We start from the raw sequence: 20,305 nt of genomic DNA on the forward strand, positions 1-20,305 counted from the left end.
ATATTAGATTCGGATATCAGGCGAGTCAATGAACGCCTGTTCTGAGCCGTCGTTAACGCCGGTTCCGTGAATCCGTATATCCGGCGTCATCCCAGAAGCCGGGGCGGCTGACTCGCGACAGGACCTCGGGTGAGCGGAACCGGGGCTACTCGGGGCCGAGCACGGTCAGTTGGCCGAGGGCCGAGCGGGTGAGCATGCCCATCGTGGCGGTGACCACAAAGGAATACGTGCCGCCCGGGGTGGTGGGGGCGGTCATGAGGGTGAGCGTCGAGCTGGAGCCCGGGGGGACCGGGTTGGGGTTGAACGTGTGGATGACCGAGGCGGGAAGCTGGTTGACCACCACGCTGAAGGGCGCGGGGTTGCCGGACAGCATCACCAGGGCGACGGTGTACTGCGCGTTCCCCCCGGCCACGACCGTACGGCTGAGCGGGGAGATCGTGAGGTAGTAGTCGTCGGCCGGCCTGGCGCCGTCCACGACGGCGGCCACCTGGCGAACCTCCGGGGGAGCCTGCCCGGCCGGAGGGAAGGTGGTGCCCAGCAGCGCGAGCACCAAGCCCCCGAGCACGCCGAATCGGATGGCGTTCCTTTGTGTGTTCGCTGGCACGCATATCTCCGATCGACTGGACGGGGCCACGGAATTCGCCGTGCAACCGGCCCAGATTAGAAGCGGATATCAGACGAGTCAAGATAAACAATTTATGAACCGCTGCTAATGCCGTTCGAGGGAATCCGTATATCCGGCGAGGCCTTGTCCGTCCGGGTCACCGGGCCGTCAATTGGACGGCCGGTCTCCATCGGACGGCACAATTGCGGCGGCGCAGGCGCATATTCCACCTCCGTCGCCGAACGTTTTTCCCTTCCGCGCGGGAGGTCACGACAGCAGGCCGTCATGGACGGCGAAGAGGAGGCCGAGGGCGCGGTCGTCGCCGATGGAGCCGTTGTCGAGCATCTGGTTCATCGCGTACGCGACCGTCACGCGGTTGTCGAGGTCGATAACGACGAGGGAGCCGCCGAGGCCACCCAAGAACCAAGGCCCCGAGGGTGACCGGCCGAGGTCGCGTCCGTCTGATCATAGTTGACATCAACTAGTCGGTGTCTGATAGTTGATGTCAACTATCCGTGGCGGAGGTTCGGTGGAGAAGCGACGTAAGGTGTCCAACCCGTTGGCGCTGGCTGCGATGGCGTGGCTGGTGCGGGGGCCGATGCATCCCTATGAGCTGGGACGGCGGCTGCAGGAGACCGGGATGGACCGCAGCATCAAGTACAACCGGGGCTCGCTCTACATGGTGGTGGAGCAGCTCAGGAAGGCGGGCTTCGTCGCCGAGCAGGAGACGGTGCGTGAAGGGCAGCGGCCCGAGCGGACGGTCTACGCGCTCACCGAGCAGGGGCGCGCGGAGCTGTACGACTGGATGCGCGAGCTGGTGACCGAGCCACGCCACGAGTATCCGTACTTCGGCGTCGCGCTGTCGCTGCTCAGCGTCCTCGAACCGGGGGAGGCCGCCGAGCTGCTCGGCAGGCGGCTGGAGACCCTGACCGCCGAGGTGGAGGAGACGCGGGCGAGCATGCAGGCCCTCCTCGACGGCGGCCTGCTGTGGATCTTCCAGATCGAGGAGGAGTACCGCCTCACCGTGCTGGAGGCCGAGCAGCGCTTCGTGGCCAAGCTCATCGACTCTCTCAGGCGGCCCGGCCACGCCGAGGCGTGGCACGAGCTGTTCAGGAGCGACACATGACGGGGATCAGAACGGCACTGGTCATCGGCGGCGGCATCGCGGGGCCGGTGGCCGCGGTGGCACTGCGCCAGGCGGGCATCGAGGCCACCGTGTACGAGGCGTACGCCGCGAGCGCGGACGGCGTGGGCGCGACGCTGGTGATCGCGCCGAACGGCCTGGACGCGCTCGGCGCGATCGGCGCGGGGGAGGCGGTCCTCGCCATCGGCCTGCCGATCTCGCACAACCTGGTGGTGGACGGCCGGGGTCGGCCGATCGGCGAGTTCCCACGGCTCGCCGACCTGCCGCCGAGCCGGGCGATGTGGCGGCCGGACCTGTACCGGGTGCTGCACGAGCACGCCAAGGCGCGGGGCGTCGCCTTCGAGTACGGCAAGCGGCTCGTCGGCGCGGAGGAGACCCCGGACGGCGTCCTGGCGCGCTTCGCCGACGGGTCCACCGCCGTCGCCGACGTGCTCGTCGGCGCGGACGGCGTCGGCTCGGCGGTGCGGTCCCTCATAGACCCGCACGCCCCGGATCCCGAGCACGTCCCGCTGCTGAACTTCGGCGGCCTCGCCGACCTGAAGGTGCCGGCCAGGCCGGACGCGGTCTACTTCGTGTACGGCAACAAGGGCTTCCTCGGGTACTGGGTGCAGCCCGACGGCCGTACCGCCTGGTGGAGCAACCTGCCGCATGGTGCGCCGATGACCGCCGCCCAGGCCCGCGAGACCGCGCCCGAGGAATGGCTGCGCCGCCTGGCCGAGGTCTACGCCGGCGATGTCCCCGGCCGCGACCTGGTCCGGCACACGAGCCCCCGCGACCTGTCCGTGCTCGGCACCATGCACATCATGCCGTCCACGCCGCGCTGGCATCGCGGCCGGATGGTCCTGGTAGGGGACTCGGTGCACGCCCCGTCGTCCAGCTCGGGGCAGGGGGCGTCGCTGGCCGTCGAGAGCGCGATCGAACTGGCCCGCTGCCTGCGCGACCTGCCCGACGCGCCGGCCGCGTTCGCCGCCTACGAGCGGCTGCGCCGCCCCCGCGTCGAGAGCGTCGCCGCCCGCGCGGCCAGGACCAACAACACCAAGACGCTCGGACCGGTGGGCCGCACCATGATGAAGTTGATGATGCCCCTGGCGATGAAGACCTTCCTCACCCCGGAGAAGACCCTCGGCCCCGAACAGCGCCACCACATCGACTGGGACGCCCCGGCGGCGTAGCACGGCGGCGGGAGGCGGTCAGAAGGTGAGGGTCCAGCCTTCGCGGCGGGCCTGGTCGGCGGTGTAGGCCACGCCGTGGACCTTCAGCCCGGCCGGGTCCAGCAAGGTGATCGCGCCGCCGCCGTTGCCGAGCTGGAGCTCCGGGCCCGCCGGCAGGGTCAGGAACGCGCCGGCGGCGAGCGGCCCCGGCGGGAGCGGCCGCAGGTGCTTGGCGCGGTCGCTCAGGCTCCACCCGGCCAGGTCGACGGGGGCGGCGGAGGCGTTGAGCACGGTGACCGTCTCGTTCTCCGGCGCGGGACCCACGGGGTTGGCCAGCGCGGCCACGATCCGCACGGGCTCCTCCCCGGCGGCCGGACGGCCAGGGGCGGCGACCAGGGAGTGGCCGGTGACGTCGTCGGTGTGCCAGGCCTGCGACTGGAACGCCAGAAAGATCGCGATCCATCGGGACTCGCCCGGCAGGTGGATCAGCAGCCCGCCGTCCTGCCACACCCCGTCGTCCTGGTGGAACCGGCCGCTGTTGCCCTGGTTCATGTGGACGTCGTGCACGCCGTTGCCGGGCAGGAACCCGAAGATCTTGTCCCGGGTGGACGGCTCGGGGCCCCAGCGCTCGCCGAAGACGTACACCGACGCCCCCGGGTCGCCGATCGCCCGCCGCACGTAGTGGTCGAGCTTGTCGCCGAGGTCGTTGTCGTCCCCGGTGACCTCGGGCGGCAGCGGGCGCATCAGCGCGGGGTCGAACAGGTTGCCGCGGATGAAGTCCAGGGCCGCGCCGCCGGGCCCGGAGGCGAGCGGCGTCCAGCCCGCGCCGGGGGCGGGCAGGGTCTGGAGGAGCGGATGGGCGAAGTCCTCGACGGCCAGGTACAGCAGCTCGGAGGGGGCCTGCTGCGACAGCACGTTCACCGCGGCGCGGTAGGCCGTCCCCGCCTGGTCGGCCAGGTGGATCTGGTAGTGCGGCGTCTCGGACGCGCCCTCGCGCCGCCGCGCGACCGCGCGCGCGGCCAGCACCCCGTACGAGCGCAGTGGCATGGGAGACCTCCGAAGGCAGCGGATCCGGCGCGACGCCGTCCGGGCCCGGATCGCGCGGCGCGCGGGCCCAGAGGCAAACCTCCTCCAGGACGCGATCGTTGTCCATCACCAGGTACGCACTGGGTGAGGTGTGTCTCGGGCCGCGCCGCCCACCCGGCCCGCGGCGGGCGGTCACCGTTCCGCGGCGGGCGGCGGGCGGCGGGTGAGAACGGACGTGACCTCCGCGCCTTCATGCGGGGGCCGCCGAAAGTGGCGGATTTCCGGGTATTTCACGACCGCCATGACCTGGTTAGCCTGAAGGAGACCCTCTCCCGCGACTCCCGTCCCCCGAGGAGTTCAGATGCGCAGAGCGATCACCGTCATCGGCGTGGCCGCCGCCGTGTTCTCGGTCGTGCTTCCGATGAGCGCGGCCGGTGCGTGGTCCGCCGTCCCGGCCCAGGCGCGGTCCGGCGCCGCCGCGGACCTCCCGGACGGGTGGACCTGCTACCGGCAAGGAGAGATCGCCTACTTCGGCGGCCTCCCGTACCGGGCCAGGATCGGCTTCTGCGGGTCCGGCCTCGACCCGGCCACGGTGCCCGCGCTGTGGGAGCCCGCCTGATAGAGGCGTCCGCGAGCCGCCCCCGGAGGGTGGCTCGCGGGAAGGTCAGCCGGCGCCCGGGACGGTGACGGGCTGCTCCTTGAACTCGAAGCCGCGCTTGGCGGCGTCCTGTTGCAGGCTGTCGATGGAGTTCTTGCTGCGGGCCAGGTCGGCCTCGGTGGCGGTGCCGCCCTTCAGCTTGTCGGTGAGGCTCTGGAACTTGGTGCTCACGCCTTCGACCGCCTTGCACAGTGTGGGATTGGCCTGGGCGAAGCGCTTGGCGACCTTCAGCTCGTGCAGGGCGAACACGCCCGCGATCGCCGCCTTGACGAACGTGCGCTTGCGCTTCTCCGCGCCCTCCTTGAACCCGCCGGCGCGCAGCGGCTTGTAGATGTACCGGTGGAAGGCGCCGAGGGCGAGGCCCGCGTGCAGCGCGAAGCGGGTCTTGGCGAACCTCCGGGTGTTGCCCTCGGTCGGGCACGCGCCGTTGTACTCGGTGTCGCCGGTCGCCGTGGGCGCCACCGCGGCCGGGCTCGTGGCCACCACGGCGCCCTGCGGCGTGGGCGTGGCGGACTTGCCGCCGCAGCCGCCGACCAGGGCGGCCGACACCGCCGCCGACAGGGCCAGCGCCACCACCGTGGTCCGCGCCCGGCGCGGCACCGCCCCCGGGCGCGCGCCGCCCTCGCTCTCCGCAGCCATCAGGTCCCCCCAAGGACGTCACGGCGCCCGATCCGCGCCCCCTTCTCCCTGTTCCCGCCGTGCTTGATCCAACACTCTCCGTGACGAAATGGGGGCGGTCAGGCGCGGCGGGCGCGGAAGGCGGCGGTCTTGACCCGGTTCTGGCAGGTCGTGGAGCAGAAGCGGCGGGTGCCGTTGCGCGAGGTGTCGATGTAGACACGGTCGCAGTGCGGGGCGGTGCAGACGCCGAGCCGGTCGTACAGCTCACCGCCGAGCACGATCGCCAGGCCGGTGGCGCAGGCGGCGGCCCAGTCGTCGCCCACGGTGCCGGCGGGGCCGTGGAAGTGCAGGTGCCAGGGCTCGCCGTCGTGGCGTTCGAGGCGGGGGCGGGCCTGGGTGCGGTCGAGCAGCCGGTTCACCTGGAGGGCCGCGGTGTCGACGTCCCCGGCCTCGACGGCGTCGAACACCACGCGCAACTCGGCGGCGACCCGCGCGAGCCGGCAGGCCGTGTCGTCGGAGACCTCGCGGTCGCGCCCGCCCCCGGCCCGCAGTGCTTCGCGGGCCGCGTCGCGCCGGGCCGGTCCCTCGGGCGGGGAGGGGTGGGGCCTGCCGTGCGCCTCGCCGGGGGTCAGGCGGTTGACCAGCGCGGCCGCCACCGCCACCACGGCATCGGAGTGACTGTTGAAGTTCACTTGACCGGTTACACCCTTCGGTTCTAGCCTGTCACTATCCATAGGGTAGACGACAGTTACCAGGAGGCTTTCGTGTCCATTCTCACGCGTGAGGCGGCCCAGAACTGGATCACCCGCTGGGACCGGCAGCAGGAGGGCTACCTGCCCGACCGCGAGGAGCGGTTCACCGCCCTGATCGACGCCGTCGAGGCGGGCGCCGGACGGCCCGACCCGCTCGTCCTGGACCTCGGGTGCGGACCCGGCTCCCTGTCCTCCCGCCTGCTGGACCGGCTGCCCGGCGCGACCGTCGTCGCCATCGACGCCGACCCGCTGCTGCTGGCCCTCGGCGGCGCCGTCAACGCCGGACGACCCGGCCTGCGCTTCGCCGACCACGACCTGCGTGAGCCCGGGTGGGCGGCGGCGCTCGGCCTGCCGCGCGCGGCCGACGTCGCCGTGAGCACGACGGCCCTGCACTGGCTGTCGGCGGAGGGGCTGCGCGCGATGCTGGCCGAGCTGACGTCGGTGCTGCGCCCGGGCGGGCTGTTCCTCAACGGCGACCACATGGAGGCCGGCGACGTCGCGCCCCGCCTCGGCGAGCTGGAGCGCGCCGTCCACGACCGGGCCACCGCCAGGCGGTTCGCCGCGGGCATGCCCGAGGACTGGCGCGAGTGGTGGGACGCCGCGGGCGCCGACCCGGAGCTGGCCGAGCTGTGCCACGCGCGTGAGCGCAGGGTCGCCGGCGCCGACCACCACGGCTCGGAGTCGCTCTTCCTGTCCACGCACGTCGCCGCGCTGCGCGAGGCCGGTTTCGGGGAGATCGGCACGCTGTGGCAGAACGGCCACAACCGCCTGCTGGGCGCCGTCTACGGCTGAGCGCGGGCCGAATCTGCCAAGATGGTGTCAGATTCCGGGTAATTCGCTCGCCGGGATCGGGCCGGGCTGCCTAGGGTCGGGCGTCATGAGTACCCCATCGGCCCCATCCGCCGGCGCGTTCATCGCGGCCCTCCCGAAGGTCGAGCTGCACGTTCACCTGGTCGGGTCCGCCTCGGTGCCCACGGTGCTGGATCTGGCCCGGCGGCACCCCGGCGGCCCGGTCCCCACCACCGAGGAGGAACTGCGGGAGTTCTACGTCTTCCGCGACTTCGCGCACTTCACCACCGTCTACGAGGGTGTCAACGGCCTGGTCCGCGAACCCGAGGACGTCGCCACCCTCGTCACCGGCGCGGCCCGCGACCTGGCCGCGCAGAACGCCCGCTACGTCGAGCTCACCGTCACCCCGTACTCCCACCACCGCATGGGCATGACCCCGCGGGCGGTCACCGAGGCGCTCGACCTGGCCGCCCGCGAGGCCGCCGGGTTCGGCGTGCGCGTCGCCTACATCTTCGACATCCCGGGCGAGTACGGCGTCGACGCCGCGCGGGCCACCCTGGACCACGCGCTGGCGGAGCCGCCGCGGGACCTCGTCGGCCTCGGGCTCGCCGGCCTGGAGGAGGTCCGGGCGCGCCACCGCGACACGTTCCGTGACGCCTTCCGCGCCGCCACCGCGGCCGGGCTGCACAGCCTGCCGCACGCCGGGGAGGTCGGCGGCCCGCCCATCATCTGGGAGGCCGTCGAGGGCCTGCGGGCCGAGCGCATCGGCCACGGCATCCGCTGCCTGGACGACCCGCGGCTGGTCGCCCACCTGCGCGAGACCCGGCTGCCCCTGGAGGTCTGCCCGACCTCCAACGTCCGCACCCGCCAGGTGCCCGACCTCGCCTCCCACCCGCTGCCCCGGCTGCTGGAGGAGGGCCTGTACGTCACGCTCAACAGCGACGACCCGCCCATGTTCGGCACCACGCTGGACCAGGAGTACCGCGTGGCCGCCGAGGTCTTCGGCCTCGGCCCCGCCGCGCTCGCCGACCTGGCCCGCGCCGCGGTCCTGGCGTCGTTCCTCGACGAGGACGGCAAGCGCGAGATCATCGACGAGATCGGCCGGGTGCCGATCCCGGCCTAGGCGCGGGCGCTGCGCACAGGTGGCCCAGGCCGGTGGCCGCGCGAAGAACGGTCAGGGGGACGCGAGCCGGCCGAGGTCCGGCGGGATCTTGGCCGCCGCGCCCCTGTCCAGCAGGAACACCGTGCGCAGCCGTCCCCGCGCGCCCGCGCCCGGCACCTGGAACGGCCCCGAACCCTGGAGCGCCAGCCGCACCGCGCCCGCCTTCTCCTCGCCCGCCGCGATCACCCACACCTCGCGCGCGGCCCCGATCGTGGGCAGCGTCAGCGTGATCCGGGTCGGTGGCGGCTTCGGCGCCCCGTGCACGGCGACCACCGGCCGCTCGTCGTACAGGGCGGGCATCTCGGGGAACAGCGAGGCCACGTGGCCGTCCGGGCCGAGGCCCAGCATGAGCACGTCGAACGACGGCACCGGCCCGTGGTCCTCCGGCCGGGACGCCGCGCGCAGCTCGGCCGCGTACCGGTCGGCCGCCTCCTCGGCGGTCAGGCCCGAGTCCGGGCCCGCGATCGGGTGGACCCGCTCGGGGTCGGTCTCGACGTGGTCGAGCAGCGCCCGCCGGGCCGCGGTCTCGTTGCGCTCGGCGTCGCCGGTGGGGAGGAAGCGCTCGTCGCCCCACCAGATGTCCAGCCGCGGCCACTCCACCGCGTCGTGCGCCGGGTTGGCCGCCACCTCGGCCAGGGCGGCGGTGCCGATGCCGCCACCGGTCAGCACCAGGTGCGCCGAGCCCTTGGCGGCCAGCGCGTCGGCCAGCCCGGTGATCAGCCGGGCGGCGACCGCCTTGGCCAGCACCGTGGCGTCCCGGTGCACCAGGACCGTGGGAACACTCACGACAAGAACCGTCCTTCTGCTAGGGATGCGCCCCGGCGCGCGCCGCGGGACGGGCGCCGGGGGCGGGGACCTCAGAGGGCGGCGACGCCCCTGATCGTCTCCTCGTACACCTCGTCGGGATCCAGGCGGCGCAGCTCCTCGGCCAGCAGCTCGGCGGTCGACCTGCGGGCCAGCGCCACCTGCCGGTCCGGCTGCCCGGGTCGCTTGAGCGTGGCCGTGCGCGAGTCGTGCCGCTCCACGACCACCTCGCCGTCCTTCGTGCGCAGCCGCACCGTCGTCAGGCCAGGCCCCTTGGACTCGGTCACGCCGATCGGCGCGTCCAGCTTCGCCGACAGCCACACCGCGAGCAGGCAGGCGCTCGGGTGACCGGCCTCGCCCTCGACGTGGCCGTCGATCACCTCGCCGACGGGCTGGTCGAACGCCGCCGCCAGCAGGCTGCGCCACGTCGTGATGCGCGTCCAGGTCAGGTCGGTGTCGCCGGGGGAGTAGCCGTGGATCCTGCTCTTGATCGCGGCGACCTGGTCCGGCGCGGAGCGCGCGTCGGTGACCCGGCGCTGGCCGAACGCGCCCACCGGGTCCTTGGCCGGGGCCTGCGGCGCGTCGCCCGGCCACCACACCACCACCGGGATGTCGGTGAGCAGCAGGGGCGCGAGCACCGAGTCCGCGTGCTCGGTCAGCTCGCCGTACAGGCGCAGCAGCACGACCTCGCCCGTCGTGAGCTCGCCGACCCGCAGCTCGGCGTCCAGGCGGGTCGCCTCCTCGCGCTCTCTCGGGATGACCGCGAGGATGCGCGAGGGATGCTCACGCGAGGCCTCGGAGGCGGCGCGCACCGCGTCGTACTGGTGGCTCTCGTCGCACACCACGACGATGGTGAGCACCATGCCGACGGCCGGGGCGCCGAGCTGGTGCCGCAGGCGGGTGAGCTGCGCGGCCACCTCGGAGGCCGTGGTGCTGCTCATGAGGAAACTGGTCACGGCGCCGCCCCTTCCAAGCGCGTCCTGACTGTGGTCATCGAAGGGGCCACGGGAAGGATCACAGCCGCCTCCAGGCGCGCCCGTCGCGGGCCATCATCGCGTCGGCCGACGCCGGGCCGCCGGTGCCGGCGGCGTAGCCCTCGGGGCGCCGCCCGCTCTCGGCCCAGAGCTTCTCGATCGGGTCGATGATGCTCCACTGGAGCTCGACCTCCCGCTGGTGCGGGAACAGCGGCGGATCGCCGATGAGCACGTCCAGCAGCAGCCGCTCGTAGGCCTCGGGGGAGGACTCCAGGAACGCCTCGCCGTAGGCGAAGTCCATGTTGACGTCCCGGACCTCCATGGCCGTGCCCGGCACCTTGGAGCCGAACCTGACCGTGATGCCCTCGTCCGGCTGGACGCGGATCACCAGCGCGTTCTGCCCGAGGATCTCGGTGTCGGTCTTGCTGAACGGCAGGTGCGGCGCCCGCTGGAACACCACGGCCACCTCGGTCATGCGCCGGCCGAGCCGCTTGCCGGTGCGCAGGTAGAACGGCACGCCCGCCCAGCGCCGGTTGGCGATCTCCAGCTTGACCGCGGCGTAGGTCTCGGTCCTGGAGTCCGGCGGGATGCCCTCCTCCTCCAGGAAGCCCGGCACCGGCACGCCGCCCTGCCAGCCCTCGGTGTACTGGCCGATGGCCGTGGAGGTCTCCAGGTCCGCGGGCAGCTTGATGGCCTCCAGGACCTTCTCCTTCTCGCGGCGCAGGGCCGAGGCGCCGAAGGCGGTCGGGTCCTCCATGGCGACCAGCGCCATGAGCTGCAGCAGATGGTTCTGGATGACGTCGCGCGCCGCGCCGATGCCGTCGTAGTACCCGGCCCGCGTGCCGACGCCGATGTCCTCGGCCATCGTGATCTGCACGTGGTCGACGTAGCCGCGGTTCCAGATCGGCTCCCACAGCGTGTTGGCGAACCGCAGCGCCAGGATGTTCTGGACGGTCTCCTTGCCCAGGTAGTGGTCGATGCGGAAGACCGAGTCGGGCCGGAACGCCGAGTCGACGATCCGGTTGAGCTCCTTGGCGCTCTCCAGGTCGTGGCCGAACGGCTTCTCGATCACCACGCGCCGCCACGCCCCCGGCGGCGGCTTGTGCAGGCCGGTCCGCTTGAGCTGCTCGATGATGACCGGGAAGAACTTCGGCGGGGTGGAGGTGTAGAACGCGTAGTTCCCGCCGGTGCCGCGGGTCTCGTCGATCTCCTTCAGCACCATCGCCAGCGCGTCGAAGGCGCCGTCGTCGTCGAACGAGCCCGGCACGAAGTGCAGGCCCTCGCAGATCTGCTTCCACACCTCCTCGCGGAACGGCGTGCGGGCGTGCTCCTTCACCGCGTCATGGGTGATCTTGGCGAAGTCCTGGGAGGCCCAGTCGCGCCGGGCGAAGCCGACCAGGGAGAAGCCGGGCGGCAGCAGCCCCCGGTTGCCCAGGTCGTAGATCGCCGGCAGGAGCTTGCGCCGCGACAGGTCGCCGGTCACCCCGAAGAGCACCAGCACGGACGGCCCCGCCACCCGCGGCAGCCGCTTGTCGCGGGGGTCGCGCAGCGGGTTGGCCTCGGCGACCTCCAGCGTGGTGGTCGTGCTCGCCGCCGCCTGGGCGGCGGCGACCGGCTCGCCCGGCGCCGCGGCCTCGGGGGACGCCGACGGCTCGCTCTGGTTCATCAGACCTCCCGTGCGGCGTCCAGCAGGTGCCTGACGCCGGCCTTGCGATCGGTGAGGTGCAGCCGCACCACCGGACGCCCGCGGCCGCGCAGCGCGTCCAGGTCGCCGAGCGCCTGCGCGAGCTGCAGCCGTCCCAGGGTGTACGGCCTGCCCGGGACCTGAAGATCCTCCTCGACGGCGCCGGTGATCTCCAGGAAGACGCCGTTCTGCGGGCCGCCCTTGTGGTACTGGCCGGTCGAGTGCAGGTAGCGCGGACCCCACCCGAACGTCACCGGGTGGTCGGTCCGGAACGCCAGCAGGCCCTGCAGGGTCGCCGGGTCGTGCGCGGCCCAGATGTCGGTGATCTCCTCGAACGACGCCTCCTGCGGCACCGGCACGTCGAAGGCGGCCTCGCGGTCCAGGAACGCCAGGATCGCCAGGTAGCCGCGGTCGGGGATCTGCTCCAGCAGCGCGGTGAAAACCCCCGGCAGGTCCTTCACGTCGGCGGGGAGGTCGCCGTAGACCTCCACCGGCCCGTCGACCAGCGCCGGCGCGCCCGTCGGCGGCGCGCCGCCGCCGTCGCCCAGGATGCGGGCGGTGTTCTCCTTGGACTCGGCGACGTTCGGCTGGTCGAAGGGGTTGATGCCGAGCATCCGCCCCGCCACGGCGGTGGCGTACTCCCAGATCAGGAACTGCGCGCCGAGCGGCCCGTCGACCTGGACGCCCGCCTCGGTGTCGATGCCGGCGACGAGCTCGTCATCGGCCTCGTTGGGGTCGGCGCCGACGACGGGCAGGATGCCCTTGCCCTGCTTGCCGGTGGACTCGGCGACGAGCTGCTCGATCCAGTCGGGCAGGCCGTTGATCGCGGACAGGCTGTCCTCCAGGACGAGCTTGTCGCGGCCGGCCAGCGCGGCGGCGCCGAGGGCCGCGCCGAGCTCCAGGCCCGGGTTGCCCTCGCCGCCGGCGAGCTGCGGGCGCACCTCGGCGGCCTGGTCGAGCAGCCGCCCGATGTCGGCCCCGGCCAGCGCGCTCGGCACCAGCCCGAAGGCGGTCAGGGCGCTGTAGCGGCCGCCCACGTTCGGGTCGGCGAGGATCACGGTGTAGCCGGACTCGATCGCCGTCTGCTCCAGAGGGGAGCCGGGGTCGGTGACCACGACGATGCGGTCGGCCGGGTCGATGCCGGCGTCGCGGAACGCCTGCTCGTAGATGCGGCGGTGGCTGTCGGTCTCGACGGTCGAGCCGCTCTTGCTGGACACGACGAGGATCGTGCGGTCGAGGCGGTCGGCGAGCGCGCGCCGCACCTGGCCGGGATCGGTGGTGTCCAGGACGGTGAGCGCCACGTCGGAGGTGGCGCAGATGACCTCGGGGGCCAGGGAGGAGCCGCCCATGCCCGCGAGCACGACGTGCTCCAGGTTCTCCGCGCGGGCGCGCTCGACGAGCTTGGAGATCTCGGGCAGCAGCTCGCGCGAGGTGGTGGCGAGGTCGAGCCAGCCGAGGCGTACGCGCGCCTCGGACTCGGCCTCCCCGCCCCACAACGACGCGTCGCCGCGGGACAGCGCCTCGGGCACGCCTTCCTCGGCGAGCTTCCGCACGGCCGCGGCGGCCTCCGCGGCCACCGCCTCGTCACCGAACGTTATAGACATATCCATCCTTGAAGTCGTCTTCTCGCGCGAGGGCGGGCCGCGCGGTCCCGAGGACGTCCGGGGCGGCCCCGTGCTGCGGGCCGCCCCCGGGGAGGCCGCCGGTCGCTCAGCTCGCCTTTCCGAGCTCGGACTCGACGGTTCCGAGCAGCTCGTTCCACGAGGTGACGAACTTCTCGACGCCTTCGTCCTCCAATGCCCTCACCACGTCGTCGTAGTCGATGCCGGCCTGCTTGAGCGCGGCCATGGTGTTCCACGCCTGCTCGTAGTGCGGCCGGACGGTGTCGCCGTCGATGTTGCCATGATCGGCGACCGCGTCGAGCGTCTTCTCGGGCATGGTGTTGACCGTGCCGGAAGTGACGAGCTGGTCGACGTACAAGGTGTCGGGATACTCCGGGTTCTTCACCCCGGTGGACGCCCACAGCGGCCGCTGGGGGCGCGCCCCCGCCGCGCGCAGCGCCTGCCAGCGCGGCCCGCTCATGACCTCCTCGTAGGCGGCGTAGGCCAGGCGGGCGTTGGCGACCGCCGCCTTGCCCTTCAGCTCCAGGGCCTCCGGCGTGCCGATCTTCTCCAGCCGCTTGTCCACCTCGGTGTCGAACCGGCTGACGAAGAACGACGCCACCGACTCGATCGTCGACACGTCCAGGCCGTTCGCCCTGGCCTGCTCCAGGCCGGTCAGCCAGGCGTCCAGGACCGCCCGGTAACGCTCCAGCGAGAAGATCAGCGTGACGTTGACGCTGATGCCCTCGGCCAGCGCCTGCGTGATCGCCGGCAGGCCCGCCAGCGTGGCGGGGATCTTGATGAAGACGTTCGGGCGGTCGACCAGCCACCACAGCGCGCGGGCCTCGGCCACGGTCTTCTCGGCCGACTCGTTGGCCAGGCGCGGGTCCACCTCGATGGACACCCGGCCGTCCACGCCGCCGGTCGCCTCGAACACCGGCCGCAGCACGTCGGCCGCCCAGCGGATGTCGAAGGTCGTGATCGCCCGGACCGCCTCGCCGACGTCCACGCCGCGGACCACCAGGTCACGGAGCTGGGGATCGTAGGCGTCGCCCTTGCTCAGGGCGGAGGCGAAGATCGTGGGGTTGGAGGTGACGCCGGCGACGTGCTTGTCGCGGATCAGCGACTGCAGGTCGCCGGTGCGCAGGCGCTCGCGGCTGATGTCGTCCAGCCAGATCGAGACGCCCTGCTCGGTGAGGCGCTTCAGGTTTTCGCTCATGACGGTGAGTCCTCTAGTTTCCGGTCGTCTGGCCCTTGTCGGCCCCGGTCTTGGCGAGGCTGCCCTTGGCGGCGGTCGCCACACGCTCGGCGGTGAGGCCGAACTGCTCGTACAGCGTCTTGTACGGCGCCGACGCGCCGAAGTGCTCAAGGCTCACGACCTCTCCCTCCTCACCTACGAACTGCCGCCAGCCGAGCGCGATTCCCGCCTCCACCGCGACCCGCGCCCGGACCGACGGGGGCAGCACGAGCTGCTTGTAGGCGTCGTCCTGGGCGTTGAACCACTCCACGCACGGCATCGAGACCACGCGGGCCGGGATGCCCTCGTCCTCCAGGATCCGGCGCGCGCCCACGGCCAGTTCGACCTCGCTGCCCGTGGCGATGAGAATCACCTTCGGCTGCCCGGTGGAGGCCTCCTCCAGGATGTAGGCGCCCTTGGCGACCTTGTCGAAGTCGCGGGTGCCCTCGTAGACGGGGAGGTTCTGCCGGCTCAGCGCCAGCGCCGCCGGGCGGTCGGTGTGCTCCAGCACGGCCTTCCACGCCGCCGAGGTCTCGTTGGCGTCGGCGGGCCGCACCACGTCCAGGCCCGGGATGGCGCGCAGCGCCCACAGGTGCTCCACCGGCTGGTGGGTGGGGCCGTCCTCGCCGAGGCCGATCGAGTCGTGCGTCCAGACGTAGGTGACCGGCAGGCCCATCAGCGCGGCCAGGCGCACCGCGGGGCGCATGTAGTCGCTGAAGACCAGGAACGTGCCGCCGTAGGGCCGGGTGCCGTCGTGCAGAGCGATGCCGTTGAGGATCGCGCCCATGCCGTGCTCGCGGATGCCGAAGTGCAGCGTGCGGCCGTAGCGGTTCCCCGGGAACAGCTTGGTCTGGTACTCCTCGGGGATGAAGGACGGCTCGCCCTCCATGGTCGTGTTGTTGGACTCGGCCAGGTCCGCCGAGCCGCCCCACAGCTCGGGCAGCACCGGGGCCAGCGCGTTCAGCACCGTGCCCGACGCCTTGCGGGTCGCCATGGCCTTGCCCGGCTCGAAGACCGGCAGGGCCTCCTCCCAGCCCGGCGGCAGCTTGCGCACGGCCATCCGGTCGAACAGGGCGGCGTTGTCGGGGTTGGCGGCCCGCCAGCGCTCGTAGTCCTCGTTCCACTCGGCATGCTCGGCGCGGCCGCGCGCGGCGACCTCGCGGGCGTGGGCGAGCACCTCCTCGGGGACCTGGAAGTTCTTCGCCGGGTCGAGCCCGAGGATCTCCTTGGTGGCGGCGACCTCCTCGGCGCCGATGGCCGCGCCGTGGATCTTGCCGGTGTTCTGCTTGTTCGGCGCGGGCCAGCCGATGATCGTGCGCAGCTTGATCAGCGTCGGCCGGTCGGTCTCGGCCGCGGCCGCGCGGTACGCCTCGTACAGCTTCTCGACGTTCTCGACGTACTCGCCGGTCTCGGTCCAGTCCACGCTGATCACGTGCCAGCCGTACGCCTCGTACCGCGCGGCGACGTCCTCCGACAGCGAGATCGCGGTGTCGTCCTCGATCGAGATGTGGTTGGCGTCGTAGATCACGTTGAGGTTGCCGAGCTTCTGGTGGCCCGCGAGCGCGCTGACCTCGTGGCTGATGCCCTCCTCGATGTCGCCGTCGGAGGCGATGCACCAGATGCGGTGGTCGAAGGGGCTGTCGCCCGGCGCCGCGCCCGGGTCGAACAGGCCGCGCTCGCGGCGCTGGGCCATGGCCATGCCGACGGCGTTGCCGATGCCCTGCCCGAGCGGGCCCGTGGTCGTCTCCACGCCCAGGGTGTGGCCGTGCTCGGGGTGGCCGGGGGTCAGGCTGCCCCACTGGCGCAGCCCGGACAGATCCTCCACGGTCAGGCCGTAGCCGGACAGGAAGAGCTGGATGTACAAGGTGAGGCTGGAGTGGCCGGCCGACAGCACGAAGCGGTCGCGGCCCACCCAGTTCGGGTCGGTGGGATCATGGCGAAGCACGCGCTGGAACAGCAGGTACGCGGCGGGCGCCAGGCTCATCGCGGTACCCGGGTGCCCCGACCCGGCCTTCTCCACCGCGTCCATGGCCAGAGCGCGTATGACGTCGACCGCGCGCCGATCGAGGTCGCTCCACTCAAGGTCTGGCACGAGTTCGCTGCTCAACTGCTCGATCTCCTCATTCGGCTATTCGGCGCCGGCCGGGTTCCGCCGCCCGTCCGGTCTGGTTTTGCACCCCACACCGGACCTTAACGGGTCGATCCCCTCACCGTAGATGCATCGCGCGTCTGGCACGTGACCGGGGAATGCAGGGCTGACATCGGTAGAACCATCCCCATGAGAAGCCGTGTCGAACGCGATGCGGCACAGGGACCGCGACGGGGCGGCGCGCCCGGCGGGAACCGCGCCGCGACCTCGCCGGCCAGGCTGCGGCGCACGTGGCATTCGCCCCCGATGCCGGGACCGGCGACCCCGCGCACTACAGTGAGACCTCGAAGTCTGGCTCATGCCCGCAATCACGGACCCGCTCCAACTCAAAGGTTACGCGTTGACCCCGCACCCGCTGGAAGCGCCTTGACGGTGCTCACGACCAAGCCGCCGGCCGTTCCGCTCGCCGGCGCGCGCCGAACGCCGCTCGCGGTCGTGCGCGCGTACGTCGCACTGACCAAGCCGCGCATCATCGAGCTGCTGCTGATCACGACGCTGCCGGTGATGTTCCTCGCCGCCCGGGGCTTCCCGCCCCTGTGGACGGCCGTCGCCACGCTGGTCTTCGGCACGCTGTCCGCGGGCAGCGCCAACGTCCTCAACTGCTACATCGACCGCGACATCGACGCGACCATGCGCCGCACCCGGCGGCGCCCGCTGGCGATGGCCGCGGTCGCGCCGAGGAACGCGCTGATCTTCGGCGTCGTGCTCGGCGTGTTGTCGACCCTCGGGCTGGCGGTCACGGTGAACGCCCTGGCGGCCGGGCTGTCCCTCGCGGCGATCCTGTTCTACGTCTTCGTGTACTCGATGCTGCTCAAGCGCCGCACCTCCCAGAACGTCGTCTGGGGCGGCATCGCGGGCTGCATGCCCGTGCTGATCGGCTGGGCGGGCATCACCGGGCGCGTCGACTGGGCGCCGGTCGTGCTGTTCGGCGTGGTGTTCTTCTGGACGCCCCCGCACACCTGGACGCTCGCCATGCGCTACCGCGAGGACTACGCCGCCGCCGCGGTCCCCATGCTGCCGGTGGTCGCCACCGAGCGGCGCGTGGCGCGGGAGTGCGTCGCCTACACCTGGGCCACGGTGGCCTGCTCGCTGCTGCTCTGGCCGATCGCGGGCACGACCCCGGTGTACGGCGTGGTCGCGGCCGTGCTCGGCGCCGTGTGCCTGTGGGAGGTCTACCGGCTGCTCGGCAGGGTCAACGCCGGCAAGACCGGCGTCGCCCTGCGGCCGATGCGCTTCTTCCACTGGTCCAACGCCTACCTGGCGCTGCTGTTCCTGGCCGTGGCGGTCGACTCCCTGCTGTGAGCCCCTGTCGGCGCCCCGGCCCGCGCGGGCCGGGGCGTTGTCGTGTCAGGAGGAGGGCAGGCAGCCGTACACGCCGTACCTGGCGCCCTGGGTGAACGAGGAGACCCGCTGGGTGGCGTTGCCGTGGTCGCCCACGTCGGTCCACGGGGTCTCGTCCGCCAGCTCGGTCAGCGCGTCGGCGAGCTCCTCCACGTCCCCCGACTCGAAGCGCAGCGTTCCGTCGTAGGCGGCCCCGTACAGCACCGCCCCGGCCAGGCAGTCCGCCTGGAGCTCCTTGGCCCGGGAGACCAGCCCCGCGTTCAGCCGCGCCTGGACGGCGTGGCCCCACTCGTGGGCGATGATCAGGTACACCCAGGCGTCGCCCGAGGAGTAGCCGTCGCGCATCAGCCCGAGGTCCCAGGCGATGTAGTCGCCCGGACGGCAGTAGAAGGCGTTCATGTACGCGAGCCGCTTCCCGCCGCAGACCGGGGGCCTGCGGTAGCCGCGCGCGTAGCCCCCGAAGACCGTGGGGCGGGTGTAGCGGCCGGTGAAGAATTGCCGCCAATGGGAGGACCAGTAGCGGTTCACGACATACAGGGCGGTGGAAATGTCCTGATTCATATCGTCCGCCCTGGACCGGGAGACCTCCCACGTTCTTGCCGTGCTCGTGCTGCCGGCCGTACTCGTCGTCCCGGCCGTGCCCGTCGTGCCTGCACCGGTTCCGGTCTCCCCGGTGGAGGCCAGACCGGTCTCCCCGGTCGCCGCCACGGCAAGGCAGGAAACGATCGCGATCGTCAGGACGCTTTTCGCCCCTCGTCCCACGCGAGGACCACCTCTCGTATCCGGACCCCCGCGAGAATGGTAAATATCGGTGTTCGTCGGTGGAAGTTGTCAAATGAAATCTGAATTACTGGCACGATCCGCGTGAGGAATCCGGTTCGGCGCCTGGGGCGAAAAGGGCCGGGTGCGGCCCGGGGTGTATGAGGGAGCGAACCGTTCAGCGGCCCGAGATCAGCTCCGCGATGCGGGCGTAGGCCGAGGTGCGGCTCATCCGCGCGTTCTCGTGGCGGTCGGCCGCGCGGAACAACGTGTAGATCGTCTGGACGCCGATCCAGCGCAGCGGCTCCGGCTCCCACTGCCGCACCCGGCGCCCCACCCACGGCAGCGCGGTCAGCTCGGTATCGCGCCGCAGCACGAGGTCGCGCAGCGTCCGCCCGGCCAGGTTCGTGGTGGTCACGCCGCTGCCCACGTAGCCGCCCGCCCAGCCGAGGCCGGTCGCGTGGTCCAGGTGGACGGTCGGGCACCAGTCGCGCGGTACGCCGAGCACCCCGCACCAGGCGTGCTGGATCCTCGCCCCGGCCGCCGCGGGGAACAGGGCCGTGAGGATCTCGCGCAGCGCCGCGACGGTCCGCCCCTGGGTGGCGCCCCGGTGGTCGGTGCGGGACCCGAAGCGGTACGGCACGCCGCGCCCGCCGATGGCGATGCGCCCGTCGGCCGTCCGCTGCGCGTAGCAGTACGCGTGCGCCTCGTCGCCGAGCAGCTCGTTGTTCCGCCAGCCGACGCGCTCCCACACCTCCTCGCCCAGCGGCTCGGTCACGATCATCGAGCTGTTCATCGGCAGCCACTGGCGGCGCTGCCCCTTGATGCCCGCGGTGAACCCCTCGGTGGCCCGGATCACGTACTCGGCGGTGACCGTCCCCCGGCCGGTGACCGCGCTCGCCCGGCCCGCCGCCGTCCGCGGGCGGATCTCGCGCACCGTGGTGCCCTCGAAGACGTCCACCCCCAGCGCCTCCACCGCCCGCGCCAGGCCGACCGCGAGCTTGGCGGGCTGGATGCGGGCGCAGTGCGGGCTGTAGACGGCCGCGTACGCGCCGGCGACCCGGATGCGGTCCTCCTGCTCCTCGCGGGTCAGCAGCCGCGCGTCCTCCTCGCCGAACCCCCACCGGCGCAGGTAGGCCAGTCCGGCGCGCAGGCGGCGGTTCTGGGCCGGATTGGTGGCGACCTGCATGAGCCCGCCCTTGTGGACGTCGGCGTCGATGCCCTCCGCGCCCGCGACCGCGATCACCTCGTCCACGGCGGCGAACATGGCGTGCTGCAGGTCGATCATGGCCTGCCGCCCACGCGCCCGCGCGTACCGCTCCCGCGCCCCGGCGAACTCCGCCGACAGCCACCCCCCGTTGCGCCCCGAGGCCCCGAACCCGGCGAACTCCTTCTCCAGGATCGCGATCCGCAGGTCCGGCTGCGCCTTCTTCAGGTAGTAGGCCGTCCACAGGCCGGTGTAGCCGCCCCCGACGATGGCCACGTCATAGTCCCGGCCACCGGGCAGGGTGGCCCGGCGGCCCGGCAGCCCGATCTGCCGATACCAGAACGAGACCCCGCCATTGGCGAAGTCCCGGCTCAGCGGAATGCCGTCCAGCCGCCTGCCACCGTTGCCGTCCACGCCGAAACCTCCACTTATCCGCCTCTGAACTGTACGAACCCCCTCTTGAGTCAACAACCACGACAAACCTCACGGCCCGCACTCCTTCCCCCACACCTCAGGCGCTCCGGCGACCATGTCACGGGTGACCGAAGGGGATGGGTGATTCGGCGGATGGTGGGAAGGATGCCGGGGGTTCCGGGGATTGTTCGGGTGTGGGAGCGTTGTTCCGGGGGAAGACCTGAATGCTCG

The 20,305-nt window shown here is 72.3% G+C and carries 19 protein-coding genes; 6 read left to right on the top strand and 13 right to left on the bottom strand.

The window, feature by feature from the left end; genetic code table 11:
- Positions 1 to 145 precede the first annotated feature (145 nt).
- Positions 146 to 565, bottom strand: coding sequence for a hypothetical protein (locus tag BJ982_RS24585; protein WP_184883796.1), 420 nt, complete (start codon positions 563 to 565; stop codon positions 146 to 148).
- A gap of 306 nt (positions 566 to 871) precedes the next feature.
- Positions 872 to 1,024, bottom strand: coding sequence for a hypothetical protein (locus BJ982_RS24590; RefSeq protein ID WP_184883798.1), 153 nt, complete (start codon positions 1,022 to 1,024; stop codon positions 872 to 874).
- A 109-nt stretch (positions 1,025 to 1,133) separates the two neighbouring features.
- Between BJ982_RS24590 and BJ982_RS24595 the strand changes: the two genes are divergently transcribed.
- Both BJ982_RS24595 and BJ982_RS24600 read left to right on the top strand, forming a co-directional pair.
- Positions 1,134 to 1,730, top strand: a complete 597-nt coding sequence (locus BJ982_RS24595) for a PadR family transcriptional regulator (protein ID WP_184883799.1) — start codon at positions 1,134 to 1,136, stop codon at positions 1,728 to 1,730.
- Entirely contained in the window at positions 1,727 to 2,920 is a 1,194-nt protein-coding gene (locus BJ982_RS24600) for an FAD-dependent oxidoreductase (protein WP_184883801.1), read from the top strand. Before BJ982_RS24595 ends, BJ982_RS24600 begins: the two co-directional genes overlap by 4 nt.
- An 18-nt stretch (positions 2,921 to 2,938) precedes the next feature.
- On the opposite strand, the gene BJ982_RS24605 is transcribed toward BJ982_RS24600, so the two are convergent.
- Positions 2,939 to 3,946, bottom strand: coding sequence for a DUF2278 family protein (locus tag BJ982_RS24605; RefSeq protein ID WP_184883803.1), 1,008 nt, complete (start codon positions 3,944 to 3,946; stop codon positions 2,939 to 2,941).
- Between the two features lie 340 nt (positions 3,947 to 4,286).
- Here BJ982_RS24605 and BJ982_RS24610 point away from each other — a divergent pair, with 340 nt between their 5' ends.
- Positions 4,287 to 4,544 (top strand): hypothetical protein, encoded by a 258-nt coding sequence (locus BJ982_RS24610; protein ID WP_184883805.1) that lies wholly within the window; start codon positions 4,287 to 4,289, stop codon positions 4,542 to 4,544.
- Between the two features lie 45 nt (positions 4,545 to 4,589).
- Here the strand turns inward: BJ982_RS24610 and BJ982_RS24615 are convergent, their stop codons facing one another.
- Together BJ982_RS24615 and BJ982_RS24620 are read right to left on the bottom strand one after the other, a co-directional pair.
- Positions 4,590 to 5,222: a hypothetical protein gene (locus tag BJ982_RS24615; RefSeq protein WP_239123392.1), complete on the bottom strand. Its 633-nt coding sequence runs from the start codon at positions 5,220 to 5,222 to the stop codon at positions 4,590 to 4,592.
- 98 nt (positions 5,223 to 5,320) lie between these two features.
- A complete protein-coding gene (locus BJ982_RS24620) occupies positions 5,321 to 5,893 on the bottom strand; it encodes a CGNR zinc finger domain-containing protein (RefSeq protein WP_184883807.1) in 573 nt (190 codons plus the stop codon).
- A gap of 72 nt (positions 5,894 to 5,965) precedes the next feature.
- On the opposite strand from BJ982_RS24620, the gene BJ982_RS24625 reads away from it, so the two are divergent.
- On the top strand, positions 5,966 to 6,745 hold the full coding sequence (locus BJ982_RS24625) for a class I SAM-dependent methyltransferase (protein WP_239123391.1): 780 nt from the start codon (positions 5,966 to 5,968) through the stop codon (positions 6,743 to 6,745).
- An 85-nt stretch (positions 6,746 to 6,830) separates the two neighbouring features.
- Positions 6,831 to 7,865, top strand: a complete 1,035-nt coding sequence (add, locus tag BJ982_RS24630) for an adenosine deaminase (RefSeq protein ID WP_184883809.1) — start codon at positions 6,831 to 6,833, stop codon at positions 7,863 to 7,865.
- A gap of 51 nt (positions 7,866 to 7,916) precedes the next feature.
- Here add and pgl read toward each other — a convergent pair whose 3' ends face one another.
- The 6 genes from pgl to tkt form a co-directional block, all read right to left on the bottom strand.
- Positions 7,917 to 8,690 carry a 6-phosphogluconolactonase gene (gene pgl, locus BJ982_RS24635; protein ID WP_184883811.1) on the bottom strand — a complete coding sequence of 258 codons (774 nt, stop codon included), beginning with the start codon at positions 8,688 to 8,690 and terminating at the stop codon, positions 7,917 to 7,919.
- Positions 8,691 to 8,761: 71 nt separating this feature from the next.
- Positions 8,762 to 9,664 carry a glucose-6-phosphate dehydrogenase assembly protein OpcA gene (locus tag BJ982_RS24640; protein WP_184883813.1) on the bottom strand — a complete coding sequence of 301 codons (903 nt, stop codon included), beginning with the start codon at positions 9,662 to 9,664 and terminating at the stop codon, positions 8,762 to 8,764.
- A 58-nt stretch (positions 9,665 to 9,722) separates the two neighbouring features.
- Positions 9,723 to 11,348 carry a glucose-6-phosphate dehydrogenase gene (gene zwf, locus BJ982_RS24645; RefSeq protein ID WP_184883815.1) on the bottom strand — a complete coding sequence of 542 codons (1,626 nt, stop codon included), beginning with the start codon at positions 11,346 to 11,348 and terminating at the stop codon, positions 9,723 to 9,725.
- Entirely contained in the window at positions 11,348 to 12,976 is a 1,629-nt protein-coding gene (locus BJ982_RS24650; RefSeq protein WP_184883817.1) for a phosphoglucose isomerase-related protein, read from the bottom strand. Before BJ982_RS24650 ends, zwf begins: the two co-directional genes overlap by 1 nt.
- A 100-nt stretch (positions 12,977 to 13,076) precedes the next feature.
- Entirely contained in the window at positions 13,077 to 14,186 is a 1,110-nt protein-coding gene (gene tal / locus BJ982_RS24655) for a transaldolase (protein ID WP_184883819.1), read from the bottom strand.
- A 13-nt stretch (positions 14,187 to 14,199) separates the two neighbouring features.
- Positions 14,200 to 16,311 (bottom strand): transketolase, encoded by a 2,112-nt coding sequence (gene tkt / locus BJ982_RS24660; RefSeq protein WP_184883821.1) that lies wholly within the window; start codon positions 16,309 to 16,311, stop codon positions 14,200 to 14,202.
- A 414-nt stretch (positions 16,312 to 16,725) separates the two neighbouring features.
- On the opposite strand from tkt, the gene BJ982_RS24665 reads away from it, so the two are divergent.
- Positions 16,726 to 17,655 carry a heme o synthase gene (locus BJ982_RS24665; protein WP_239123407.1) on the top strand — a complete coding sequence of 310 codons (930 nt, stop codon included), beginning with the start codon at positions 16,726 to 16,728 and terminating at the stop codon, positions 17,653 to 17,655.
- A gap of 45 nt (positions 17,656 to 17,700) precedes the next feature.
- On the opposite strand, the gene BJ982_RS24670 is transcribed toward BJ982_RS24665, so the two are convergent.
- Together BJ982_RS24670 and BJ982_RS24675 are read right to left on the bottom strand one after the other, a co-directional pair.
- On the bottom strand, positions 17,701 to 18,501 hold the full coding sequence (locus tag BJ982_RS24670) for a neutral zinc metallopeptidase (RefSeq protein WP_184889265.1): 801 nt from the start codon (positions 18,499 to 18,501) through the stop codon (positions 17,701 to 17,703).
- Between the two features lie 130 nt (positions 18,502 to 18,631).
- Entirely contained in the window at positions 18,632 to 20,074 is a 1,443-nt protein-coding gene (locus tag BJ982_RS24675) for an NAD(P)/FAD-dependent oxidoreductase (protein WP_239123389.1), read from the bottom strand.
- Positions 20,075 to 20,305 lie beyond the last annotated feature (231 nt).

The sequence above is a fragment of the Sphaerisporangium siamense genome, from assembly GCF_014205275.1.
GTDB classification, from domain to species: Bacteria; Actinomycetota; Actinomycetes; order Streptosporangiales; family Streptosporangiaceae; genus Sphaerisporangium; species Sphaerisporangium siamense.

Coding starts and splice junctions, on each gene's coding strand:
- BJ982_RS24600 (WP_184883801.1), top strand. CDS start 1,727: ATGACGGGGATCAGAACGGCACTGGTCATCGGCGGCGGCATCGCGGGG.
- BJ982_RS24605 (WP_184883803.1), bottom strand. CDS start 3,946: ATGCCACTGCGCTCGTACGGGGTGCTGGCCGCGCGCGCGGTCGCGCGG.
- BJ982_RS24610 (WP_184883805.1), top strand. CDS start 4,287: ATGCGCAGAGCGATCACCGTCATCGGCGTGGCCGCCGCCGTGTTCTCG.
- BJ982_RS24615 (WP_239123392.1), bottom strand. CDS start 5,222: ATGGCTGCGGAGAGCGAGGGCGGCGCGCGCCCGGGGGCGGTGCCGCGC.
- add (WP_184883809.1), top strand. CDS start 6,831: ATGAGTACCCCATCGGCCCCATCCGCCGGCGCGTTCATCGCGGCCCTC.
- zwf (WP_184883815.1), bottom strand. CDS start 11,348: ATGAACCAGAGCGAGCCGTCGGCGTCCCCCGAGGCCGCGGCGCCGGGC.
- BJ982_RS24650 (WP_184883817.1), bottom strand. CDS start 12,976: ATGGATATGTCTATAACGTTCGGTGACGAGGCGGTGGCCGCGGAGGCC.
- tal (WP_184883819.1), bottom strand. CDS start 14,186: ATGAGCGAAAACCTGAAGCGCCTCACCGAGCAGGGCGTCTCGATCTGG.